Genomic DNA, 19,933 nt, shown 5'->3' with positions numbered 1-19,933 from the left:
ACAATGGATATCTTGCCCGCCGTAGATACTCAGAAATAGAATCGCTCATTATCAGAGCAAAAGCACAGAGGCAAAGGAAGGACACCGACTAATATGTACTCATATACCTGGGATGCCGAGACGGGCGGACTGCTGCTGAACAGCTCACCGCTTTCCTTCAGTAAGGAACCTCGTCCGGTGTATTACAAAGAACTGGATATTCTTGGATTTGACCGGTATTGGAATTATGCAAAGAATGACTCCTACCCCTATATGTGGGCGGAAGCCAACAATTATTTCTACCGGGGACGGCAGGTTGCCAAGACCAAAGGCGGCAGTCTTTATACCCCACCTGAAATTGTGATTATGGACGAGCCAGAGCCCGATGGACAACCTCTCCGCTTTGTTGATATTCCCGCTATGGTCGAAAAGAACCGGGATTTGTTGGAGAAACTGGCCGCAGAAACAATAAAGAAAATATACAACATTTATGTTGAATACATGGATCGGGTCGATGTCTTCTATGTGGCGTTCAGTGGCGGCAAGGATAGTGTAGTAGCCCTCGATCTGGTGCAGCGTGCTTTGCCGCACAATAAATTCAAAGTGCTATTTGGCGATACGGGAATGGAATTCCCGGATACATATAAAATAGTCGAAGAGATTGAACAGCACTGTAAAGACGCAAAGATTGAATTTTTAAGAGCAAAGTCTGACTTCGACCCGAAAGTCACATGGAGGGAATTTGGACCGCCAGCGCAGACGATGCGATGGTGTTGTAGTGTGCATAAAACTGCGCCTCAAATCATCTTACTGAGAGAGTATACCAATAATCCTCATTTTAGGGGAATGGCCTTCACAGGAATCCGAGGAGATGAAAGTGCTTCTCGAAGTGAATACGAAGGTATTAGTCACGGAGAGAAAGTTCGTGGACAATATAGCTGCCACCCAATCCTTGAATGGAACTCCGCCGAATTGTTTTCCTATATCTATGAGAGACAACTCTTGATAAATGATGCCTATAAAAAAGGAAATAGCCGTGCAGGATGTCTTGTGTGCCCGTTAGCCACATCGAAAAATATGTATTTTAAGGAACAAGCATACAGCTTTAGTGATGAGGGATATCGGACAACCACAACATTCAATAACATTATTCTGGAAACAACCTCCAAAGAGTTGTCTAATCCGAGCGCCGTCAAGGAGTTTATGGACATTGGTGGATGGAAAGCACGAAGAAGTGGAAAAGAATTATCATTCGCCAAAAGTTATACAAATGAATCATTTGAACAAGGTGTACTTACAATTCAAGTATCCCGTATAGAAACTGATTGGAAGCAGTGGATTAAAACAATTGGCAATGTAACCTTTCTGGAGAATGGTAATGTCGAAGTGCTTTGCAGAGATAAGTTGTATCACATTGAGATTGCCGAAAATACCAACGGACTAACTGCTACAGTTGTGATAGGGAAAAATACCCAGAAAGACATTTATTTTATGTCAGAATTGAAGACTGTGTTCAGAAAAACCGCATATTGCATTGGCTGTAGAGTATGCGAGGCGAATTGTCCGCATGGGTTTATTTCTATGAAGGATGGCCATGTAACAATCGATGACCGATGCGTAAAATGCAAAAAATGTCACGATGTATTCCATGGTTGCTTAGTAGCCAACTCGTTGCGATTGCCGAAAGGAGAAAAGAAAATGGGGAGCATTGACAGGTATGGAAATATGGGCATTGAACTCGATTGGGTTAGATCGTATTTCAAATTAAAGGATGAATTTTGGACTTCTCCTCACAGCCTTGGAACCAACATGGTTAAAAATCTCAAGAGCTTCTTGAACGATGCCGAAGTTACTGCTAAATCTAAATTTGCACCCTTTGGTAAAGTTATTGATAATATTGGAATAGAGAATTCCGACGCTTGGGCATTGATTCTTTGCAATTTGACATACACATCGGAGTTTAATTGGTGGGTCAAAAACATTGATTTTTCCACAACGCACACCCCTGATACCATTTATGCAATGCTGGATGACTCAATGAGTAAAAATTCTCGTTCACACATTGTCTCCGCATATAAAAACATCCTGATTTCTATTCCTCAATTAAGCAATGAAATCGGCCTGGGTGTCTGTGACTACACGCTAAAAAACGGAAAGCGTTTTTGGAATAGCGTGGTTCGCATCCCCTGGGAAAATCCGAATCCGCTTGTCATTCTTTACAGCTTATATAAATTTGCAGAGGCTTGCGGGGATTACCACCAGTTTACATTGTCCCGCCTCTTAAACCATGACCTCGAAAGTGACGGTGTTAGTCCTACTGAGATTTTTGGTCTTGACCGCAATCAGATGGAAAAGATTTTGAATGGTTTGACTATCAACTATCCAGATTTCCTCAACGCCAGCTTTACACTGGACCTGGATAATATCACTCTCAACAGCGAAAAGACATCTCAGGATGTGCTGAATCTGTTCTAAGGAGGAAGATGCTATGCCGATGTTGGAAAAATACCGTCATTATTTCAATATTGATCCGGATTATTTCCCCGCCGTGAACGAGGCGGTCATCACGAAGAACCCGGAAGTGTGGAAAAAATTCTTCCCCCACGAGACCTTCGTGAAACTTCTGAAGAACACGGTCAGCGTCCTGGAGCGCAAGCAGAAGCTCTGTCTATGGGTGGAAGGTGCCTACGGAACCGGTAAATCCCATGCCGTTCACACGCTCAAAAAGCTGCTGGATTCCAGCGAAGAAGAAACCCGTGAATACTTCCAGAGACATAAAATGGACAACGACCTGTACAACCGCTTCCAGGCCGTGAAGTCCAGCGGTCGTATCTTGACCGTTCACCGCTATGGTTCCGCTTCTATCCGCAGCGACCATAATCTTGTCTTTGCCATCCAGGAAAGCATTGAAAAGGCGCTTGTTGATGCCGGAATTGAAAACAAGGGCGGGAATGCGCTGAAGGATGCTACCATTGCATGGCTCTCTGACAAGGATAACAAAAACTACTTCAACGGACTGATCACTGGCACTTACTCTGACCTCTTTGGCGGAGATGACGCCGATACGGTGATTGAGAAGTTGCGCACCTTCTCCGGCGAGGCGCTGGCAAGGATTATGGACAATATCTTCAAGGTAGCCGATGAGCGTCAGGTAAAAGCTCTGTCGCTGAGCGTGACCGATTTGGGCAACTGGATTCGTGAGGTCATCCGGGCAAACAGTTTGAAGGCGATTGTCTTTATGTGGGACGAGTTTACCGAATATTTCTACAACAACGCCCGCAATCTCACCGGATTTCAGGAGCTTTGTGAAATCAGCGAAACCGATCCCTTCTATTTTGTGCTGGTGACCCATGTGACCCAGGGCCTGTTCCATGAGCGCGACCAGGACTTCATCAAGCTGAACGGACGCTTTGTCAGTCCGCACAGTTTAATCAGCCTGCCTGAAAATATTGCATTCCAACTCATGGGTGCAGCCATGGAGAAGAATAAGGACGAAGTTGTTTTGGCAGATTGGGAGGTAGCCCTTGGCGACCTGACTGATAGAACACAGGCATCCCGTAAGCTGGTGAAGTCGGTGGCTCGGATCACCGACAAAGAGATGATCGATATTCTCCCGATACATCCCTATGCCGCCCTGCTTCTCAAGCATATTTCCTCTGCGTTTGATTCCAACCAGCGCAGTATGTTTGACTTTATTAAAAATGACCGTGGCGATGAAATCAAGGGGTTCCAGTGGTTTATTGACAATTTCGGGCCAGAGGACGACAACCCGCTGCTTTCCGTCGATATGCTTTGGGAATTCTTCTATGATAAGGGAAAAGAATATCTATCGCATGATATTCGCTCTATTCTGGACTATTACAATCGTGCTGGGAATCAGCGCCTTGATTCTGACCAAAAACGTGTACTCAAAACGGTTCTTCTGTTGCAGGCAATTTCTCAATATGCCGGCGACTCTGTTGAGCTGTTTATTCCCAACGAAAAGAACCTTGACAACGCTTTTGAAGGGACTGATATGGAAGGCTCCGCAGCGAGATGTGCGGATCAGCTTGTTCGAGAAAAGGTGTTGTTCTCCAAGTCCCTTGGCGGTGGAAAATTCCAGTATGCTGCTTACAACCATGAAAACGAAATTGATGTAACACCTTTTGAGGAACAGATCGACCGCAAGAGCACCTCGGCTTTTATCACAGAGGAACTTGCTGACAGAACTCGTATCGTGGATGCAATCAGCCTTGGTGGAGCTTTGAAGCTTCGCTATGAACTGCGCTATGTTTCGTCTTCCGACTTTGATTCTACAATCAAGCAGCTTCGCAACACGGAAGAAAAGTATGCAAATAAGATCGTTGCTGTTGTATGCTTTGCGAAAGATGATGCAGAAAGTGTGGTTCTGGGCAAGAAAATACATGACGCCCTTGCTGCTGGCACCTACAACATGATTTTCATTGATGCCAGCCGTACTCCGTTTGGTGCGGATGGCTATGGCGTGTATCGTCACGATATGGCGTTATCTATGTCCCAGCAAGGAAAAGACCCTGCATTAGTTACTCAATATGCCAACAATGCAAAAGATTCTCTGAAGAAATGGAAAACCCGCATTGCAGGCGGTGAGTTTATGGTTCACACCGCAGATAAGCCGGATGGGGAACGTGCTACTACGCTGGACGCTCTGTACGGCCTTCTTGCAGAAATCAACAAGAAAAAGTTCGTGTCCTGCCTTGAGGGCTCTTACAATGTCATTGCCAATATGTATACACCGAGCAGCTTGAAGCAAGGTGTTGAGTGCGCATTCAATGAGAAAACAGCTGGTACCTTCCTGTCCGGCAGTCCCGCCACAAAGTTGGAAATCGCTCTTGACGGCGCATGGAAGGTTCCCGAATACTGGCTTTCCAAGCCTCATCTCTTGATTTCCAAAATCAAGCTGTGTGTTGATGAAATTGTAAACGATGGCTTCCAGAACGGTGGTGGCCGTGTATCTATCAAGCAAATCTATGACGTTTTGAAGGCGGCACCTTATGGTTTTATGCCCTGTAATCTGTCTGCATTTATTATGGGCTTTGTGCTGAAGGAATACGCCTCTGGGACATATAGCTGGAGCGATGGGCTTACCAACGACATTTTGAATGTTGGCAAACTCAAGGAAATGATTGACGAAGTTATTCGCCTTGAAATCACGCCGAATCCTCGCTATAAGGATAAATATATCGTTGCGATGACCCCCGCAGAGAAGGCTTTTAACGAAATTACTTCTGTGGCATTTGGGATTCCGCTTAATATGTGTACTTCGGTTCCAAACACCAGAGAACGCATCCGCAACAAGATGAAGGAATTCTCCTTCCCGATTTGGACTTTGAAGTATATTCTGGACAAAGAATCGCTTCAGACGGAAACCTCCGTGTTGTCCGAAATCATTGATTCTTTTTGTGGAATTGCCAACAGCAATAACATGGGTACAGCGAAGAGCGATAGCGATATTGCCATGGCAATCGGAAATCTTGCCCTTTCCAATCCAGATGCCGCAAAAGATTTGCAAACGATTTTGACCAAGGAAAAGTGTACCCAGGGTATGGCTGCCTACCTTGAAACCTTTGAAAATGGTACGCTTGTCTCTCTTGCTAAAACAGTTGGCGATGGCGGTCAATACCTCAATGTTCTCCGCAGGAAGTTTGATGCGGATGCGGCGAATTGGGTTTGGAATGTCGAAACCGCACAGCAGAAAATCCGTGAGGTTATTCTGGAGTATCAAATCATTGTAGAAAGCAATAAGATTATCTCCAAAAGCATCTCCTATGATGCGACCATACGGGAGTGGTGTGACAAGTGCGGATATATTCGCATCTCCTATGCAGCTGCAAAAAATTATCTTGATGAACTTGGGCCATTCCTCGGAATGCTCTATAACCTGAAAAAAGCAGGAACGCTGCTGGATTCCCAGAAGCAGTCTTTCCTGGAACTTGTTCAGGCAAACGGAAGCGCATTCCGCAACTTCTACAACAACCAGGTTGATCTGTTCAACCGTGTGTGCGGATACTATCTTGATGGGCTTTCAGAAGACGAAATCAAGGATGTGTTTGACACGATGCCTGCTGGCTCATTCACCTACGAAAAAGCAGACTATCTGAATCAGGTTGAAGCGAAGGTTGGGGCCTATAAGGAAGGCCAGAAAAACACACAGTTAAAGAAACTGTGGAGAGAGAAAACTGGGACTGACTCTCCTCGTGACTGGTCGAAAAAACACAAGATGCCTATTCTGTGTCTTATCCCTGACAACGAGGTTGCAAAAGCAAAAGCTGCATTTGGAGCTGTCAACCGTGCCAAAGCGGATGAACAGGCAATCGACCGTGCCATGGAATATTTTGCGTCTGCAAAATTCTTTGACCTTCTGGATGATAGTGCCGCTTTGGACAAAGCGTTTAGAGACAGTATCATCGGAAACTATGCGGTTATGCTTCTAAATATTCAGGAAGTGAAAGATTACCTTGACTCTCACATCACAGCAGAGCCGTTTGAGTGGTTCGGCCTTCCCGAAATTGAAAAGAAGCTTCGTCAAATGGCAGAGGCGAAATATAACCAGGGTGGTTGTGAACGTGCCCTCGCCAAGATCGATGAGATGGATATTGCTGATGTGAAGAAGTATCTAAAGGACCTCATTCGGGATAACATGGTTGTTGGCATGGAGATTATCAAAGGGAACTGAGGAGGTGCAAAATGACCATCCAAGAAGTCATTAAAAAAATTGACCGCTATCTGAAGAAAGATAATGTCGAGCCTCTTATCGTAGATGTTCAAAACAAGGCAGATTTGGAAGCCATCATGCTCCACTATCAATTGCCCCAAAATGTCTTTCTTTGTGCCTCTGATGCGGCGTTTTGCAAACCTGATGAATTCCCTGTCATCCCCAACATTCTTGAACGCCTTGCTCATGAGAATACCAACTTTTTTGTCAGTGAGATCACGAGCTTCCTCAAGTTAAAAGGCGAAAAGGCCTTGGTGCAAGAATTAAAAGAACTTCTATCTATGAGCACTGAGGGCCATGCAGTTATCCTCACCTTTCAATGTGTGGAATACTTGCATACCCTTATTAAAAATGACAGGCGCCTTGATAGCAGAATTTGCGTTTTAGAGGGGATACCATCCGCTCGTCCTAAGCTGATTTTTACCGCAGAGGGCATTCAACCTACGGACGCAAGTGCGCTGGTAAAAGGGCTTCGAGGCATGGCCAAGGCGGTGGAATCAGCCGCAGCAGAGATTCTATACATCGAGACTGCAAAAAGCAAGGATCAGTATCCGTTTTCGCTCTATACGATCTCAGATTTGAAGAATCCTTATGAAGTATTGTGTCATTTGGACGCAATGACATCTGTACTGCCAGAAAGTTACGGAGATGAAGAGAACTGGCAGTATGCTTTGACAGAGTTTCGGAAATATTCTTCTTGGCAACAGTTGATTTCCGCCCAAATAGGGAGCGTCAACAATTTGGATATTGTTATCTCTACTTACAAACAAAAAGCTTCTAACAAGAAATGGCTTTGGTTGTACTTTATCGGGCTCAAACTGTTCCATGCGGGAAACAACTCCTACTTCAACAAGGCAATAGAAACGGCTACTTCCCCATCCGGGCTGATTCACAGCTTGTATCGTACTATCTTAGAGGAAGATCCGACCGACAAAGACTTTATTTCCCAATATAGACAAAGAAAAGACCTTTTGAATTCCATTGAAAACCCACTTGATGAGGTCAGTGGATTTTGCAAGATAGTCCAAAGCAAGGGGAAATATGCGCTCTGCTACCTGACAGACAATACCCTTCAGGAAAAGGAGCTTATTTTCAAGCTGTTGGATAGATACAGTGAGGACTTCGGGAGAGCAGAACTTCTTGATATATTGGAGCGAATTTATCCTGATCTTCGGGCGTATCTGACAGCGTACCATTTCAAAAGTGAACTGCTTGATAACTATTTCCAGGAGTACAAATATCAGAAGGTTGTCAATAAGATTTTCCCGGACTTCATGACACTTGTCGAAAAGCAAGCAGTCGATCGGGATTATAACAGAATTCTCCCGCCACGCAGTTCTGTGATAGAAGGAATTGATGTAACGGATACCCAGACTTATTTTACAGATGCAATGGGCGTGGAGTATCTTGGCTATATCATGTCCAGATGTCATGCACTTAAACTCATGGCGAAAGTTACTGTGTGCAGATGTGAGCTTCCATCCATCACCAGTCGGAACAAGGAATTTTGGGATGTCCTATCCACAGATCGATTCCCCATCATCTCTGTTGATAAGATAGATAAAATCAAGCATCACGGTGAGGAAGGCTATGATTATAGTCGAGAGGATCGTAAGCTCCCGATTCATTTGATTCGTGAACTGGAGCTGATTGATGAACTCCTGAAGAAAATCAAAACAAACCTCACAAACGGCGACTATCAAAAGGCCATCTTAATTGCAGACCATGGTGCCAGTCGGCTTGCTGTAATTCACGGAACCGAAAATCTATGGGAAATGCAATCAAGCGGGAAGCACTCTGGGAGATGTTGTCCGAAAAGTGAGGTCGATGAGAGGCCGGACAGTGCCACGGATGCGGAAGATTTCTGGGCGCTTGCCAATTATGACCGTTTTAAGGGAAGCCGGAAAGCGAATGTTGAGGTTCATGGCGGCGCAACATTGGAGGAAGTTACCGTACCGATTATCGAGATTTCGTATCTTAACGATGCCGTTGAAGTTAAAATAATGCCGATTGATTCAACTGCAACATTTACGGGTATCCCCGAAATTTTCGTTAGTTTCCGCAAGAAAGCTGCCATTAAAGTATTTTCTACGGAAAAGTTGGTGGATGTCAGCGTCGTAATAGACGGTCATACCTACGAAGCAAAACCGACTGCTGATAATTTCTATGTTGTTGAGGAAATGACTGAAATTCGTCGTGCCAAGACATACAGCGTAGATGTATTTGCCGGTGGAATGCCTGTTGCCACTGGCCTGCCACTTCGAGTGAAAAAAGAAAGCGGCAGCGAAAAGAACATTCTGTAAGGAGGGATACTCGTGACCGAAAAACTTCGGGATTGTTTCGATGAAATGGTCGTCTACAAGGATTTGAAGAAAAGCAACTTCTTTTCTGCGTTAGGTCTGCCATCGTTTTTGAGAGACTGGCTGCTCAAAAAGTTTGCTGATGATGAAGGTAATCTGGACATAGACGAACTTACGGATTTTATCCGCACCTATCTTCCGAATAAAGAAGAATGGGTCAGAATCAAAGATAGAATCATTAACGATAACGAGCGTGTCAAACTCCTGACCAAGATTTCTGTCGATATAAGCATAAAAACCGGAGAAATCACCTTTTCATTGCCCGACTTCGGTTTGACAAATAAAGAAACCATGATTGATGTGTCTACATGGGATCAGTATCGTGGAGAGCTTATCAGTGGGCAGGAGGTCTGGGGTGTGGTCGAGCTCGGCTATCGACCCCCGGATGACACTGCGAAGCCTAAAATTCCAGGGAAAATTCGCCTTACTGGATTTACAAATTTCTGCCCTTATACTATTGACCTTGATTATTACAAGGATGTTCGGAATGAATTTACAACTTCCGAGTGGATTGATGTGCTGTTAGGGGCCATAGATTACAATGCGGGCGGGTATGAAAGTGAGGAACAAAAGCTTTCCATGCTGACACGCATTCTTCCCTTTGTGGAGAAACGCCTCAATCTGATAGAGCTTGCACCCAAAGGAACTGGCAAGTCCTATGTATTTGGCCATGTGAGTAAATATGGTCTTCTAACAGATGGCGGAAAGGTAACTCGGGCAAAAATGTTTTATGATACCGCTCGGAAGACTCCCGGCTTTGTTACCGGCCACGACTTTATCGCAATAGATGAGGTAAAGTTGGTGCAGTTTGGCGATGTGAACGAAATGCGCTCTATCATGCAGGGATATATGGAGTATGGACAGTTTAACATCGGTGGCTACGAGGGGAAATCTGATGCAGGCATCATCTTCCTGGGTAACATCGCACAGGATAATATGGATGAGTGGCAGAATATGTTCTCCGAGCTGCCCTCACTATTTCAAGAAAGTGCATTGGTAGACCGAATCCATGGTTTCATCAAGGGTTGGGATATACCAAGAATGAATGATGATTTGAAGCTGTCCGGCTGGGCGTTAAATTCAGAATACTTCTGCACCATTTTGCACGAGCTTCGCAATGATGTGAGTTATAGAGCGATTGTTGATCAAATTATTGATGTTCCTGATAGGGCAGATACCCGTGACACGGAGGCCGTAAAGCGCATTGCAACAGCATATTTGAAGCTGTTGTTCCCGAATGTGCGGAGCGCACGGGACATCAATCCAAAGGGATTCCAGCAATATTGCCTTCGTCCTGCTGTCCGTATGCGTAAAATCATCAAACGGCAGCTTGGGATTCTCGATGTGGAGTTCAAGGGTAAGGATGTGCCTTCTTTCTCGCTGAAGGAGATTCCTTATGAAAATTGATTGTATCATCTGCGGTAAAAATAATCTTAACAAGAACACCATCGGTATTAACAAAAAACTATTGGGCGAAGACATGGAGAATTTCTACTGTATGGATTGCCTTGCCGAATATCTTGGGTGTACTGTTGAGGAATTGCTTGATAAAATCGAGGAGTTCAAAGAGGAAGGCTGTAAATTATTTGAATGAGGTGGGATTGTGAAGCGTTTTATCTATGCGGATAATGCAGCCACAACACAACTGGATATTGATGCGTTTGAGGCGATGCAACCATATCTTTTAGAAGAATACGGAAACGCTTCGCAGCCCTATTCATTTGCGAGAGCGCCCAAAAAAGCTCTGCGGGAATCGAGGGAAATCATTGCCCAGTGTATTGGCGCTCAACCTGACGAAATATTTTTCACTTCAGGTGGTACGGAAAGCAACAACTGGGCAATAAAGGGAACTGCATTTCTCGACCCGGAAAAACACGGATTTATAACATCAGCCATTGAGCACCATGCGATTTTGCGTCCGTGCGCTGATATTGAAAGAATGGGCTATCCCGTTTTTTATCTGCCGGTAGATTCTACCGGCAAAGTAAATACCGCAACGCTGTCAGAACACATTGCACCGGATACTCGGCTGGTTTCTATTATGGCCGCCAACAACGAGATAGGCTCCATTCAGGACATTCCAGCGTTAGCTGCCATTGCTCATTCCGTTGGCGCAATGTTTCATACCGATGCTGTTCAGGCGGTTGGACATATCAAAATAGATGTGAACGATCTTGGTGTAGATATGCTTTCTGCTTCCGCCCACAAATTCCATGGTCCCAAAGGTATCGGCTTCCTGTATGTCCGAAAAGGGACGCCGCTGGCTCCATACGCAAGTGGCGGCAGTCAGGAAAACCACATGAGGGCGGGCACAGAGAATATCGCATCTATTGTAGGTATGGCGGCTGCATTAAAAAAATGTGTAGATGGACTGAAAGATACAGCGGAGCATTTAACTCGGCTGGAAACCAAACTAATCATGGGCTTGTCAGATGCGAATGTACGATTTTCCAGAAATGGGAGCGCAGCACATATCCCCGGGAACATCAGTCTCTCTTTCCCCGGCTACAGTGGTGAAGCCCTCTTGCACCGATTGGATTTGATGGGAATCTGTGTCTCTACTGGTTCAGCCTGCAATAGCAGAGAAACACAAATATCCCATGTGTTGCAGGCGATTAAACTGGAGCCAGAACTGGCAAAGGGAACAATACGATTGTCGTTAGGAAAGAACAATACAGAAGGCGATATCGACGAAATCGTTGATGCACTTTTGCGAATTTTGAAGTAGAGCTTCTATTGAATACGATAACAATCATCAGCACTTGCTGGATGTGATGAAGTCCCTGTAAGGTGGTGTCATGATGAGCGAAGAACAACCCCTGATTGATTTTAGCCAAATCCCAGAATATGAAATGAAAGCCCTCTGCCGTACACTGCTGCAATCTTGCAGGGAGTTCTATTCCGACCCCAAGAATGTTGAGAAATTTGAACGGTGGAAAGCAGAGCGTGACAAGGAAAACAGAAAAGAGGTGTGATGATGTCAAGGACGATAACCGTAAAAGGAGTTGGCAGAGTCTCCACTCCGCCGGATTACATCGTCATCTCCATGAGCCTTGAAGCGCAGGATACGAACTACGAAAAAGCGATGGAACAGGCCGCACTCCAGATTGACTATCTAAACAAGGCGCTGGAATCTGTCGGATTTAAGAAGAAGTCTGTAAAAACCGTGAATTTCAATGTTCGCACAGACTATGAACGAGTAAAAGACAGAAACGGCAACTATAAAAGCGTATTCAACGGATATATCTGCAATCACCGGCTCAAAGTTGAATTTGATTTCGACACAAGGCGGCTGGCGCAGTCCCTTTCCGCAATCTCAAAATGTCTTGCCAAACCAGAGCTGTCCATCGCCTTCACAGTAAAAGACCCGTCTGCGGTCAACAAGAAGCTTTTGAAATCCGCAACGATCAACGCACGGGAAAAAGCGGAAATTCTTTGCGAAGCCTCGAATGTGGCGCTGGGAGATCTGCTCGCCATCGACTATAATTGGGGCGAACTCAATGTTGTCTCACGCACTGAATATATGCTTGATGAAAAGTGCTTGGCGATGCCGATGGGAGCCATGGCCGATATGGACATCGAACCGGATGACATTGATGTAAGCGACACAGCCACTTTCGTCTGGGAGATTCGATAATCAGAATGTGAGGTGCGGAAATGACTTGGGATGAATATTACGAAAAGTTCTATGACTGGGCGACGAGTACACAGATTCGACGGCTTTCCGCCCTCACCTCCTATGGCTCCCCGGCTGAAGTCACCGAAGTAGCTATGGAATTGTGTGATGAAAAGGCCGCAAGTCGGCTGATAAACAGAGCCTTGGATGCCGGTGTCACCTTTCAAGTCGAGAATATTGAGGATTTGAATTGCTGCGTGGATACAGCGACGATGAAGCGTGTCGTTTCCTCCGTCCAAGGAACACTTTCCGATGAAGCGTTGGATACCCTCACCGGCTGCATGGATGATGAAGTATTCCAGACACTTCTGAAAAAGGCTACGAGCGACCAATATGCACCGGCAACGATTATGGAGTTGGTTGACTGCGCAGATGAAGAGACCTTCAAAACGATGGTAATGAAAGTCACGGGATGCTTTGACGCTGAGCAGCTTGATATTTTGAGGGATTATCTTGACCAGGCAACTATCGAGACTCTGATTGAGAAATCGTTACAGGGCAAGGTGCGGTTCGCTCCGCAGCAAATCATGGAGTGGCTCGATTTTGGAATTTCGGAATCCCTCATTGAAAAAATGTCGCTGACCGCCCAAGGGACATTTGATGCCAATCAAGCTGAGGAGTTGTATGATGTACTCCCAGACGATACATATTTGAAGATTGCGAAAAAGCATCATCTGGAACTTCACAATGAGCCCATCTACGAGGACATATCTTATCAGGAATCCGCAGCACCTCGATTGGGCTTTTGGGGAACGCTATTCGCTGCGATTGCCGGAATCAATGCAGTTTCCCGGCACAGCGAACGACACCAGCATAACGGACATTGTAACGGGGACTGCGCCAACTGCCCTCCCCACTATGGGTATCGCTATGGACGATGGTACTATGGCCACGGTCATCAATACGGCTGCGAGTTTGGAGGTAACAAAGGCGATGGCAGCATGGATTGATGAGGTGCATTGATGTTTGGAAAAAAGAAAAAGGCTCCTGCGCCGGCCTTCGATGTGACGCAAAAGCTGAAGAAAACCTGGTATGGCGGCAAGAAACGGATTCCTACCACAAAGGCGGAACAGCGCAAGATGAAGGAGGCAATCCTGAAGGTTTATCCCGAGGCGATTGTCATAGATGATAATGCAAAGCGGCAAAGGGAACTGGATTGGATAGATCGAATTAAGGAATACGATGCCTTGTTCAATGACTAAGGCTATAAAGCCACCGAGAAGATAGCAGAGGGAAACCCGCTACAACATGGTCAGAGCATCCAATTTAATGTAATGATCCGTTTTTATCCAGCATCATTGCCACCTGAAAGATGAACTCTTCCGGTGTCGGTCTGTCGCTTTTGAATGACATCATATCCCATAACTTTTGCGCCTCCTTGTCATGGTGATCGTAAGCATGATCAATAGCCAACTGCATTTCACGGAGTACATTTTCTGGCGTGGTTCCGTTCTCCCTGGCAATTTTCGCAATAATCTCTTCAAAGTTTTTCATGGATATTCCTCCGTCTTTAGACTTTTCTCTTGTTCTTTGGCGCAAGTATAACATCATAAGAATATCGAAATCACTCACATTTTGACAGAGGAAAAAGAAAAAGCGTGGAAGAGCCGAAAGCTCTTCCACACTCATCTATCTACCAATACAGACACTACTTTTAAGACCCGCATCCTTTCTTCGTGAGGGAGCGCCTCGATGGCGGCAGAAAGCTCCGAAGCAACTCCGGCAGTCGCTCGATCCACCACATCCACCAGAAGGTCATCCGCAGATACGCCAAGCACATTTGCAATCGCTACGAAAGTGTCCATCCTCGGAATCTTGGTTCCGCGTTCAATCACGCTCACATGGGTCGGGCTAATGTCAATGCAGGCGGCAAGATCTTCTTGTGTCATGTTCTTTTTCTCCCTTGCAGCCTTGATTCTTTGTCCAACTGCTCTTGCATCCATCCTGCCACCGCCTCCTTTAGAACTCGCTTTTGTTCTAAAGAATAGTATAGTGGTGATGGCCTGATTCATACAGAATCCAAAGAACGAGGTATAATTCTAAAGAACTGTTTACGCGGATAACTTTCAGCAAAGATAGAAAAATCGAGTATCAGGTAAGGCAGTATTGATTGACTGCGCTTTTGATAGCACGCACCAATCAATCGTTTTTTTCAATCTGCATCCAGCGGCGCACTGACTCGAACAGTGCAGATGGCTTCACGCAAGACCTCATGGTCGAGCTGTCCTGGCGCTGCCGCAGTAATAGTTTACAACACGATCCGCCCCGATGCCCGAATGCCTTGTAGTCTCCACCGCATCGATACTGGTGCCAAAGAACAGAAATTCCCAGCCATATAGGAGGACTCTTCTTCGGTTTGGTCGCAGGGAAAGCAGTAATCACAAAATTCCTCGAAAGCATTCACTCTCGGCAAATTCAGATATAGTAGGGTGTATTTGAGGTGATTTCGCAGGAAAAACTTTCGCAAATATGTTAATATTCCACCTGCTATTTTCGGCTGTAAAGTTTATTAGTATCAAAATAGTATCACAAAAGGCTGGGAAATACAACAGAATTATGTGGAGCTCTACATAATTCCGGCACGGACGGACGCTGTCAGGCACAGCGGATAACAGCCTTGCAAGAGGCGTTGTACCTGCGCTGGATATATTCTTGATAGGCTTTCTGGTCTGTCATGGAAATTCCCCCTCTCTGAATAATAGTGCGGGGCGGCAGCACTCCTTGCTGTCGCTCCTTGACTGCCTAACTGCGAAACCGGGCGGGGCTGTCAACGGTGGGCGAAGCCCGTTCATCTTGACCGCCCGCTGGCTCGGCTGGCTTTGCTATTTACCCGACAAACTTGAATTTATTGTAAGGTATCACGTTTTACCTTCTTAAGCCTTACTATCATTACCATAGGAATTTCTTTGTTGGTTTTGAAACATTCTTCATAAAATCCATCAATGACAAATCCAGCTCTAAAACAAAGGTTAAAAATATCTTGTATGGAACGATGATAATAAATCTGCTCTTTCGGTTGCCCTTCAATCGCTATATCATAGTAACTGTGCGGTGTCATATATTTTTCAGTCAACGTGACAAAACAAGGGTGTTGCGTTGCAAAGACAAAAATTCCGCTTTCCTGCAACAGTTCATAAACAGCCATAAGAAGTGGTTCAATATCCGTAATATCCATAATTGCCATATTAGAAACTGCTTTCGTAAAGGCTCGATTTCTTTTTAATTCTAATATACTTTTTCTATTGGTCGCATCCGCCACACAAAATTCAATTTGTTTTGCATATTGTGATTGCCGTCTTTTAGCCAATTCTATCATTTTTTTGCTGTAATCAAAAGCGACAACCGAAGCGCCTCTTTGTGCAAGATACGAAGAATAATTTCCATTGCCACACGCAATATCCAAAATATAATCCGCAGGATTAGGAGATAGAAGTTCCGTTACTTTGGGACGCACTACCTCTCTGTGAAATTCATTAGATTCGTCACCCATTGCATTATCCCAAAATTGTGCGTTCTCCTCCCAGATTTTTTTACTTTCCTCTGTTCCCATGTTCTCTCCCACTCCCAAAATTTGCTTTTTTGCTTCCATTAAATCTTCCTTACGATATTCCATTGTTACCCTCCATAACTTCTGATTGTTGCCGTCTTGACGATTATGTATCTTTACATTACCTTCTGAAACATATGGCGCACCTTGTCCAGGCGGTTGTTTGGACGGCGGGGCTGGATGACCGGCTGGCCGACAGCGGCCTGATACCCTTTTAGCTCTGTAAGGCATACGCTCTGCCCGTTGGTGTAAAAGGCCAGATCAGTACGGTATGCCTGTATACAGCGGGCGGGAATCTCGCCAGTAAAGACAACTTCATCCTTTTTTACCTGGGCCGTTTCGATGGTGGCACAGTATTTCGGTGCATCATGATAAGCCCTGGAAAGGTATTCCTGGGGCGCATAGAGGGTGAAGGAGAGATAAGGTTCCAGCAGCTGCGTCCCCGATTCCTTCAATGCCTGTTCCAATACAATCGGGGCCAATGAGCGGAAGTCCGCCGGCGTGCTGACTGGACTGTAATAAAGCCCGTATTCAAAGCAAATCTTACAGTCCGTTACGTTCCAGCCGAACAAGCCCTGCTCCAGCCCGTAACGGATACCATCCCTGACAGCGTTTTGAAAACTCTGGTTCAAGTATCCCAGCGAAACCCGGCTCTCGTATTGTACGCCGGAGCCAAGCGGGAGTGGTGTAACAGACAGTCCGATAGATGCCCAAAACGGGTTGGGCGGCACCTCGATATGGATGGTGTGGCTGGCTGCTTTGAGCGGCCGCTCCATATAAATGACGGTGGGTTCCTTTACCACTGTTTCAATCTTGTATTTTTCCGACAGCAAAGCGGAAACGACCTCCAACTGCACCCGGCCCAAAAAAGAAAGAATGATCTCATGGGTGATGGAATCCACTTCGCAGCGCAAAAGCGGGTCAGTATCCGCAAGTTGCGTAAGAGCGTCCAGCAGCCGTTCTCTTTGCGCTGCCGTTTTCGGCGCAATCGTCGTCCGCAGCATGGGGAGGGGGGCCTCGCGCCACCTTTTACGAGGGAGCCGGGTTTGATCCCCTAATACATCGTTTAACCTCACGCTGTCGCTGGGAAGGATAACAATTTCGCCCGGATAAGCGGTGTCTGTCCGAACAATTTCCCCTTTGGATGGAATACGCATCTCTGTGATTTTCAGCTTTTCTCTCCCGGCCAGGGCCACCGTATCCCGCAGGCGCAGCGTTCCGCTGTATAGCCGCAGATAGACACGCCGCTGGCCGCAATCGGTGTACTCAACCTTGAAAACGCTGCCGCATAGGGTGGCGCTCCCCTGTTCCCCAATCGGTTGGAACAGTCCTGTCACCGCATCCATCAACGGTTGAATGCCAAGGCCCTTTTTGGCGCTGCCATGATAGACCGGAAACAGGGAGGCTTCTTGAACCCGCCGCTGTTCCTCCCGCGCAAGTTTTTCCTGGCTGATTGGTTCTCCTGCGATATACTTTTCCAATAATGCATCGTTATTTTCGATGACCGCATCCCATGCTTCTATGTCGGTATTTTCCTCCAGGACTATTTCCGGGGACAGCGACACCGTCTGCTTGATGATAATATCGGCGGAGAGCTTATCCCGAACAGACTGAACCACGCTCTGCAAATCAACGCCAGCCTGGTCGATCTTGTTGATAAAGATAACGGTGGGAATGTTCATTTTCCGCAGGGCATGGAACAGAATACGGGTCTGGGCCTGCACGCCATCTTTCGCGGAGATCACCAAGATGGCCCCATCTAAAACAGCCAAAGAGCGGTACACCTCCGCCAAAAAATCCATGTGGCCGGGCGTATCCACAATGTTAACTTTACATCTGTGCCACTGGAAGGAAGTGACTGCCGCTTGAATGGTAATCCCACGCTGCCGCTCCAAAAACAAGGTGTCCGTCCTCGTTGTCCCTTTTTCGACGCTCCCTGGTTCTGAAATGGCTCCACTGGCATATAGCAGACTCTCCGTCAAGGTCGTCTTTCCAGCGTCTACATGGGCAAGAATCCCGATATTGATAATGTTCATGTCTATCCTCCATACAAGGCCCGAATGGGCGCAAAAATCCCCAGCGGCTAATACTTTTACCGCTGGGGATCATGACTTCGGACACACAGAAACATACACGACTTACATAAGCCGCGGTCCGTCACGATATTTACTAAAAAGGCAAAAGTATTCTTAAAATTGGGTACAAAAACCAAGCCCCTGCAAGGGGCAATCATTTTTGCGCCCATTATCAAATTTTATTTAAGAATACCTTGCCGCATATTTGATAGACTCCTCAAATCAGGATAATAGCAGTATATCATAGTACGCTCTAAAAAACAAGAAATCATTTTACCGATTCCACAAATAAAATCGGAGGGTATTCACTGGAATACCCTCCGGTTTTGGTGATTATCGTGCGTCTATCCGAATTTTTGACTTTGCGGCCCGTTTCCGTTCCTTTTCGGCATGTTCCTGCTGGTAAGCTGCCTCTAATATTCTGTCCACTTGTTCTGGGCCAAAGGCCCTTTTGACCCGCTCATAGTCAGCGGAGACTTGCCGCATGGCCTTGTTTTCCAACTTGACCTCCTGCAATCGATCAGACAGGCGGATGTTGCTCTCCCTCACCCGGCCATAGTCCCCTTGCAGACGCTCAAATTTCCCCCGCAGCTCCACATAGGCCAGATACAGGGAGCGCAGCACCTTGACGATTTGGGCCAGCAGGGGCTTTGCCTTTTTCTCTCGGTAGGCCCGGCCTGTTTCCAGCGTTCCCGGCTCCGGCAAAATCTCCTCCGGATTGGCGGAGAAATCCGCTGCCAACCGCTCCATATTTTTCACCGCCGGGGCAAGTTCTTTGAGCCGCCGTTCCTGGCTCTCCACCTGGTTTTCTTTCTCCGCCTTGACCGTCTCCAGAACGGCGATCTCCTTTGCCCGCTGCTCTTTCTTGTAGTCCAGCACAGACAAGTGCTTGTCGTGGGTGCCTTTGTCCTCCCACTCAATCCCGTGGCGCTCCATGACCAGGGAAAGCTGCTCCTTTTCCGAGCGCACCCACTGGCTCCACTCTGTGTCCCCTCTGGTGCCGCCCTGGAAACCCTGGGCCGCTAACGCCTGTTTCAAAGATACCCTCGTGTCCAGCCCTCGCTTGCTCCCGGTGGTGAATGGTACAAAGTCAATGTGCAGATGGGGCGTAGCCTCGTCCATGTGGAGGTGGGCAGAGAACACCCGGAGTTGGGGGTTGCGCTCTTGAAAGCCCTTCATGTACTCGTCCAAAACCGCTGCCGCAAGCTGTCCCTCCTCGCTGTCGGCGCTCATATCATCTCGATTGCCCACTTGCAGGATGATTTCATGGAACGGCTTTTCCTGCTTGCCGGAGCGGATCTTCTCATAGTAATCCTCTATCCTTCTGTCGGCCCTGGTTTGTTTAGCGTTGTACCGTTCCAGAGCCTCGTCAAAGAGTTCATGGTACACCGCCTTGATATTCTCCTGGCAGTAGGTTATATTCAAGTGGGAGCGTTCCGGGTCAGTGTTCTTGGCGTGGAATTTTCTACTGTTATGGTTCACCGATCCTTGGCCCACCATGGCGCTGATTGTCCTTTTCAAATCAATCCCTCCTCCCTTTTCCGCCGCGCAAGCGGCGAGCCT

At 46.5% G+C, this 19,933-nt stretch carries 15 protein-coding genes; 10 read left to right on the top strand and 5 right to left on the bottom strand.

Translation table 11 applies throughout. The features are described 5' to 3' along the window. The first annotated feature begins 93 nt into the window (after window positions 1-93). The 10 genes from BQ5383_RS07195 (at window position 94) to BQ5383_RS07155 (ending at window position 13,950) form a co-directional block, all read left to right on the top strand. A complete protein-coding gene (locus BQ5383_RS07195) occupies window positions 94-2,454 on the top strand; it encodes a phosphoadenosine phosphosulfate reductase domain-containing protein (protein WP_071430729.1) in 2,361 nt (786 codons plus the stop codon). A 13-nt stretch (window positions 2,455-2,467) separates the two neighbouring features. Beyond that, window positions 2,468-6,673: a hypothetical protein gene (locus BQ5383_RS07190; RefSeq protein ID WP_071430727.1), complete on the top strand. Its 4,206-nt coding sequence runs from the start codon at window positions 2,468-2,470 to the stop codon at window positions 6,671-6,673. Between the two features lie 11 nt (window positions 6,674-6,684). Beyond that, entirely contained in the window at window positions 6,685-9,015 is a 2,331-nt protein-coding gene (gene pglZ / locus BQ5383_RS07185) for a BREX-4 system phosphatase PglZ (protein ID WP_071430725.1), read from the top strand. 12 nt (window positions 9,016-9,027) lie between these two features. Then, window positions 9,028-10,479 carry a BREX system Lon protease-like protein BrxL gene (brxL, locus tag BQ5383_RS07180; RefSeq protein WP_076944459.1) on the top strand — a complete coding sequence of 484 codons (1,452 nt, stop codon included), beginning with the start codon at window positions 9,028-9,030 and terminating at the stop codon, window positions 10,477-10,479. After that, complete coding sequence (locus BQ5383_RS07175) at window positions 10,469-10,666, top strand: hypothetical protein (protein WP_071430723.1); 198 nt, start codon at window positions 10,469-10,471, stop codon at window positions 10,664-10,666. Before brxL ends, BQ5383_RS07175 begins: the two co-directional genes overlap by 11 nt. Before the next feature lie 9 nt (window positions 10,667-10,675). Then, window positions 10,676-11,800 (top strand): cysteine desulfurase family protein, encoded by a 1,125-nt coding sequence (locus BQ5383_RS07170; RefSeq protein WP_235821954.1) that lies wholly within the window; start codon window positions 10,676-10,678, stop codon window positions 11,798-11,800. A gap of 70 nt (window positions 11,801-11,870) precedes the next feature. Continuing rightward, a complete protein-coding gene (locus BQ5383_RS21065; protein ID WP_172724600.1) occupies window positions 11,871-12,047 on the top strand; it encodes a hypothetical protein in 177 nt (58 codons plus the stop codon). A 2-nt stretch (window positions 12,048-12,049) separates the two neighbouring features. After that, complete coding sequence (locus BQ5383_RS07165; RefSeq protein ID WP_083389885.1) at window positions 12,050-12,709, top strand: SIMPL domain-containing protein; 660 nt, start codon at window positions 12,050-12,052, stop codon at window positions 12,707-12,709. A gap of 20 nt (window positions 12,710-12,729) precedes the next feature. Continuing rightward, on the top strand, window positions 12,730-13,698 hold the full coding sequence (locus BQ5383_RS07160; RefSeq protein ID WP_071430717.1) for a hypothetical protein: 969 nt from the start codon (window positions 12,730-12,732) through the stop codon (window positions 13,696-13,698). A 12-nt stretch (window positions 13,699-13,710) separates the two neighbouring features. Continuing rightward, the gene (locus BQ5383_RS07155) at window positions 13,711-13,950 is read left to right on the top strand and encodes a hypothetical protein (RefSeq protein WP_071430715.1); all 240 of its coding nucleotides are present in this window, start codon (window positions 13,711-13,713) and stop codon (window positions 13,948-13,950) included. A gap of 64 nt (window positions 13,951-14,014) precedes the next feature. On the opposite strand, the gene BQ5383_RS07150 is transcribed toward BQ5383_RS07155, so the two are convergent. The 5 genes from BQ5383_RS07150 to BQ5383_RS07130 form a co-directional block, all read right to left on the bottom strand. Continuing rightward, window positions 14,015-14,242 (bottom strand): sporulation initiation factor Spo0A C-terminal domain-containing protein, encoded by a 228-nt coding sequence (locus tag BQ5383_RS07150; RefSeq protein WP_071430713.1) that lies wholly within the window; start codon window positions 14,240-14,242, stop codon window positions 14,015-14,017. A 131-nt stretch (window positions 14,243-14,373) separates the two neighbouring features. Beyond that, a complete protein-coding gene (locus BQ5383_RS07145) occupies window positions 14,374-14,691 on the bottom strand; it encodes a helix-turn-helix domain-containing protein (protein ID WP_071430711.1) in 318 nt (105 codons plus the stop codon). Window positions 14,692-15,593: 902 nt separating this feature from the next. Next, on the bottom strand, window positions 15,594-16,361 hold the full coding sequence (locus BQ5383_RS07140) for a class I SAM-dependent methyltransferase (RefSeq protein WP_004010385.1): 768 nt from the start codon (window positions 16,359-16,361) through the stop codon (window positions 15,594-15,596). Between the two features lie 50 nt (window positions 16,362-16,411). Then, the gene (tet(W), locus tag BQ5383_RS07135; protein WP_031474227.1) at window positions 16,412-18,331 is read right to left on the bottom strand and encodes a tetracycline resistance ribosomal protection protein Tet(W); all 1,920 of its coding nucleotides are present in this window, start codon (window positions 18,329-18,331) and stop codon (window positions 16,412-16,414) included. Window positions 18,332-18,703: 372 nt separating this feature from the next. Beyond that, window positions 18,704-19,891, bottom strand: a complete 1,188-nt coding sequence (locus BQ5383_RS07130) for a plasmid recombination protein (RefSeq protein WP_228275371.1) — start codon at window positions 19,889-19,891, stop codon at window positions 18,704-18,706. Window positions 19,892-19,933: the final 42 nt, after the last annotated feature.

Source organism: Angelakisella massiliensis, from assembly GCF_900104675.1.
In the GTDB taxonomy this organism is placed as follows: Bacteria; Bacillota; Clostridia; order Oscillospirales; family Ruminococcaceae; genus Angelakisella; species Angelakisella massiliensis.
This window is presented reverse-complemented; position numbering and strand designations above follow the sequence as displayed.

What these genes read in the sequence shown, in the direction of transcription:
- BQ5383_RS07195 (WP_071430729.1), top strand. Translation starts at nt 94, where the DNA reads ATGTACTCATATACCTGGGATGCCGAGACGGGCGGACTGCTGCTGAAC.
- BQ5383_RS07190 (WP_071430727.1), top strand. Translation starts at nt 2,468, where the DNA reads ATGCCGATGTTGGAAAAATACCGTCATTATTTCAATATTGATCCGGAT.
- pglZ (WP_071430725.1), top strand. Translation starts at nt 6,685, where the DNA reads ATGACCATCCAAGAAGTCATTAAAAAAATTGACCGCTATCTGAAGAAA.
- BQ5383_RS07175 (WP_071430723.1), top strand. Translation starts at nt 10,469, where the DNA reads ATGAAAATTGATTGTATCATCTGCGGTAAAAATAATCTTAACAAGAAC.
- BQ5383_RS21065 (WP_172724600.1), top strand. Translation starts at nt 11,871, where the DNA reads ATGATGAGCGAAGAACAACCCCTGATTGATTTTAGCCAAATCCCAGAA.
- BQ5383_RS07165 (WP_083389885.1), top strand. Translation starts at nt 12,050, where the DNA reads ATGTCAAGGACGATAACCGTAAAAGGAGTTGGCAGAGTCTCCACTCCG.
- BQ5383_RS07160 (WP_071430717.1), top strand. Translation starts at nt 12,730, where the DNA reads ATGACTTGGGATGAATATTACGAAAAGTTCTATGACTGGGCGACGAGT.
- BQ5383_RS07155 (WP_071430715.1), top strand. Translation starts at nt 13,711, where the DNA reads ATGTTTGGAAAAAAGAAAAAGGCTCCTGCGCCGGCCTTCGATGTGACG.
- BQ5383_RS07150 (WP_071430713.1), bottom strand. Translation starts at nt 14,242, where the DNA reads ATGAAAAACTTTGAAGAGATTATTGCGAAAATTGCCAGGGAGAACGGA.
- BQ5383_RS07145 (WP_071430711.1), bottom strand. Translation starts at nt 14,691, where the DNA reads ATGGATGCAAGAGCAGTTGGACAAAGAATCAAGGCTGCAAGGGAGAAA.
- BQ5383_RS07140 (WP_004010385.1), bottom strand. Translation starts at nt 16,361, where the DNA reads ATGGAATATCGTAAGGAAGATTTAATGGAAGCAAAAAAGCAAATTTTG.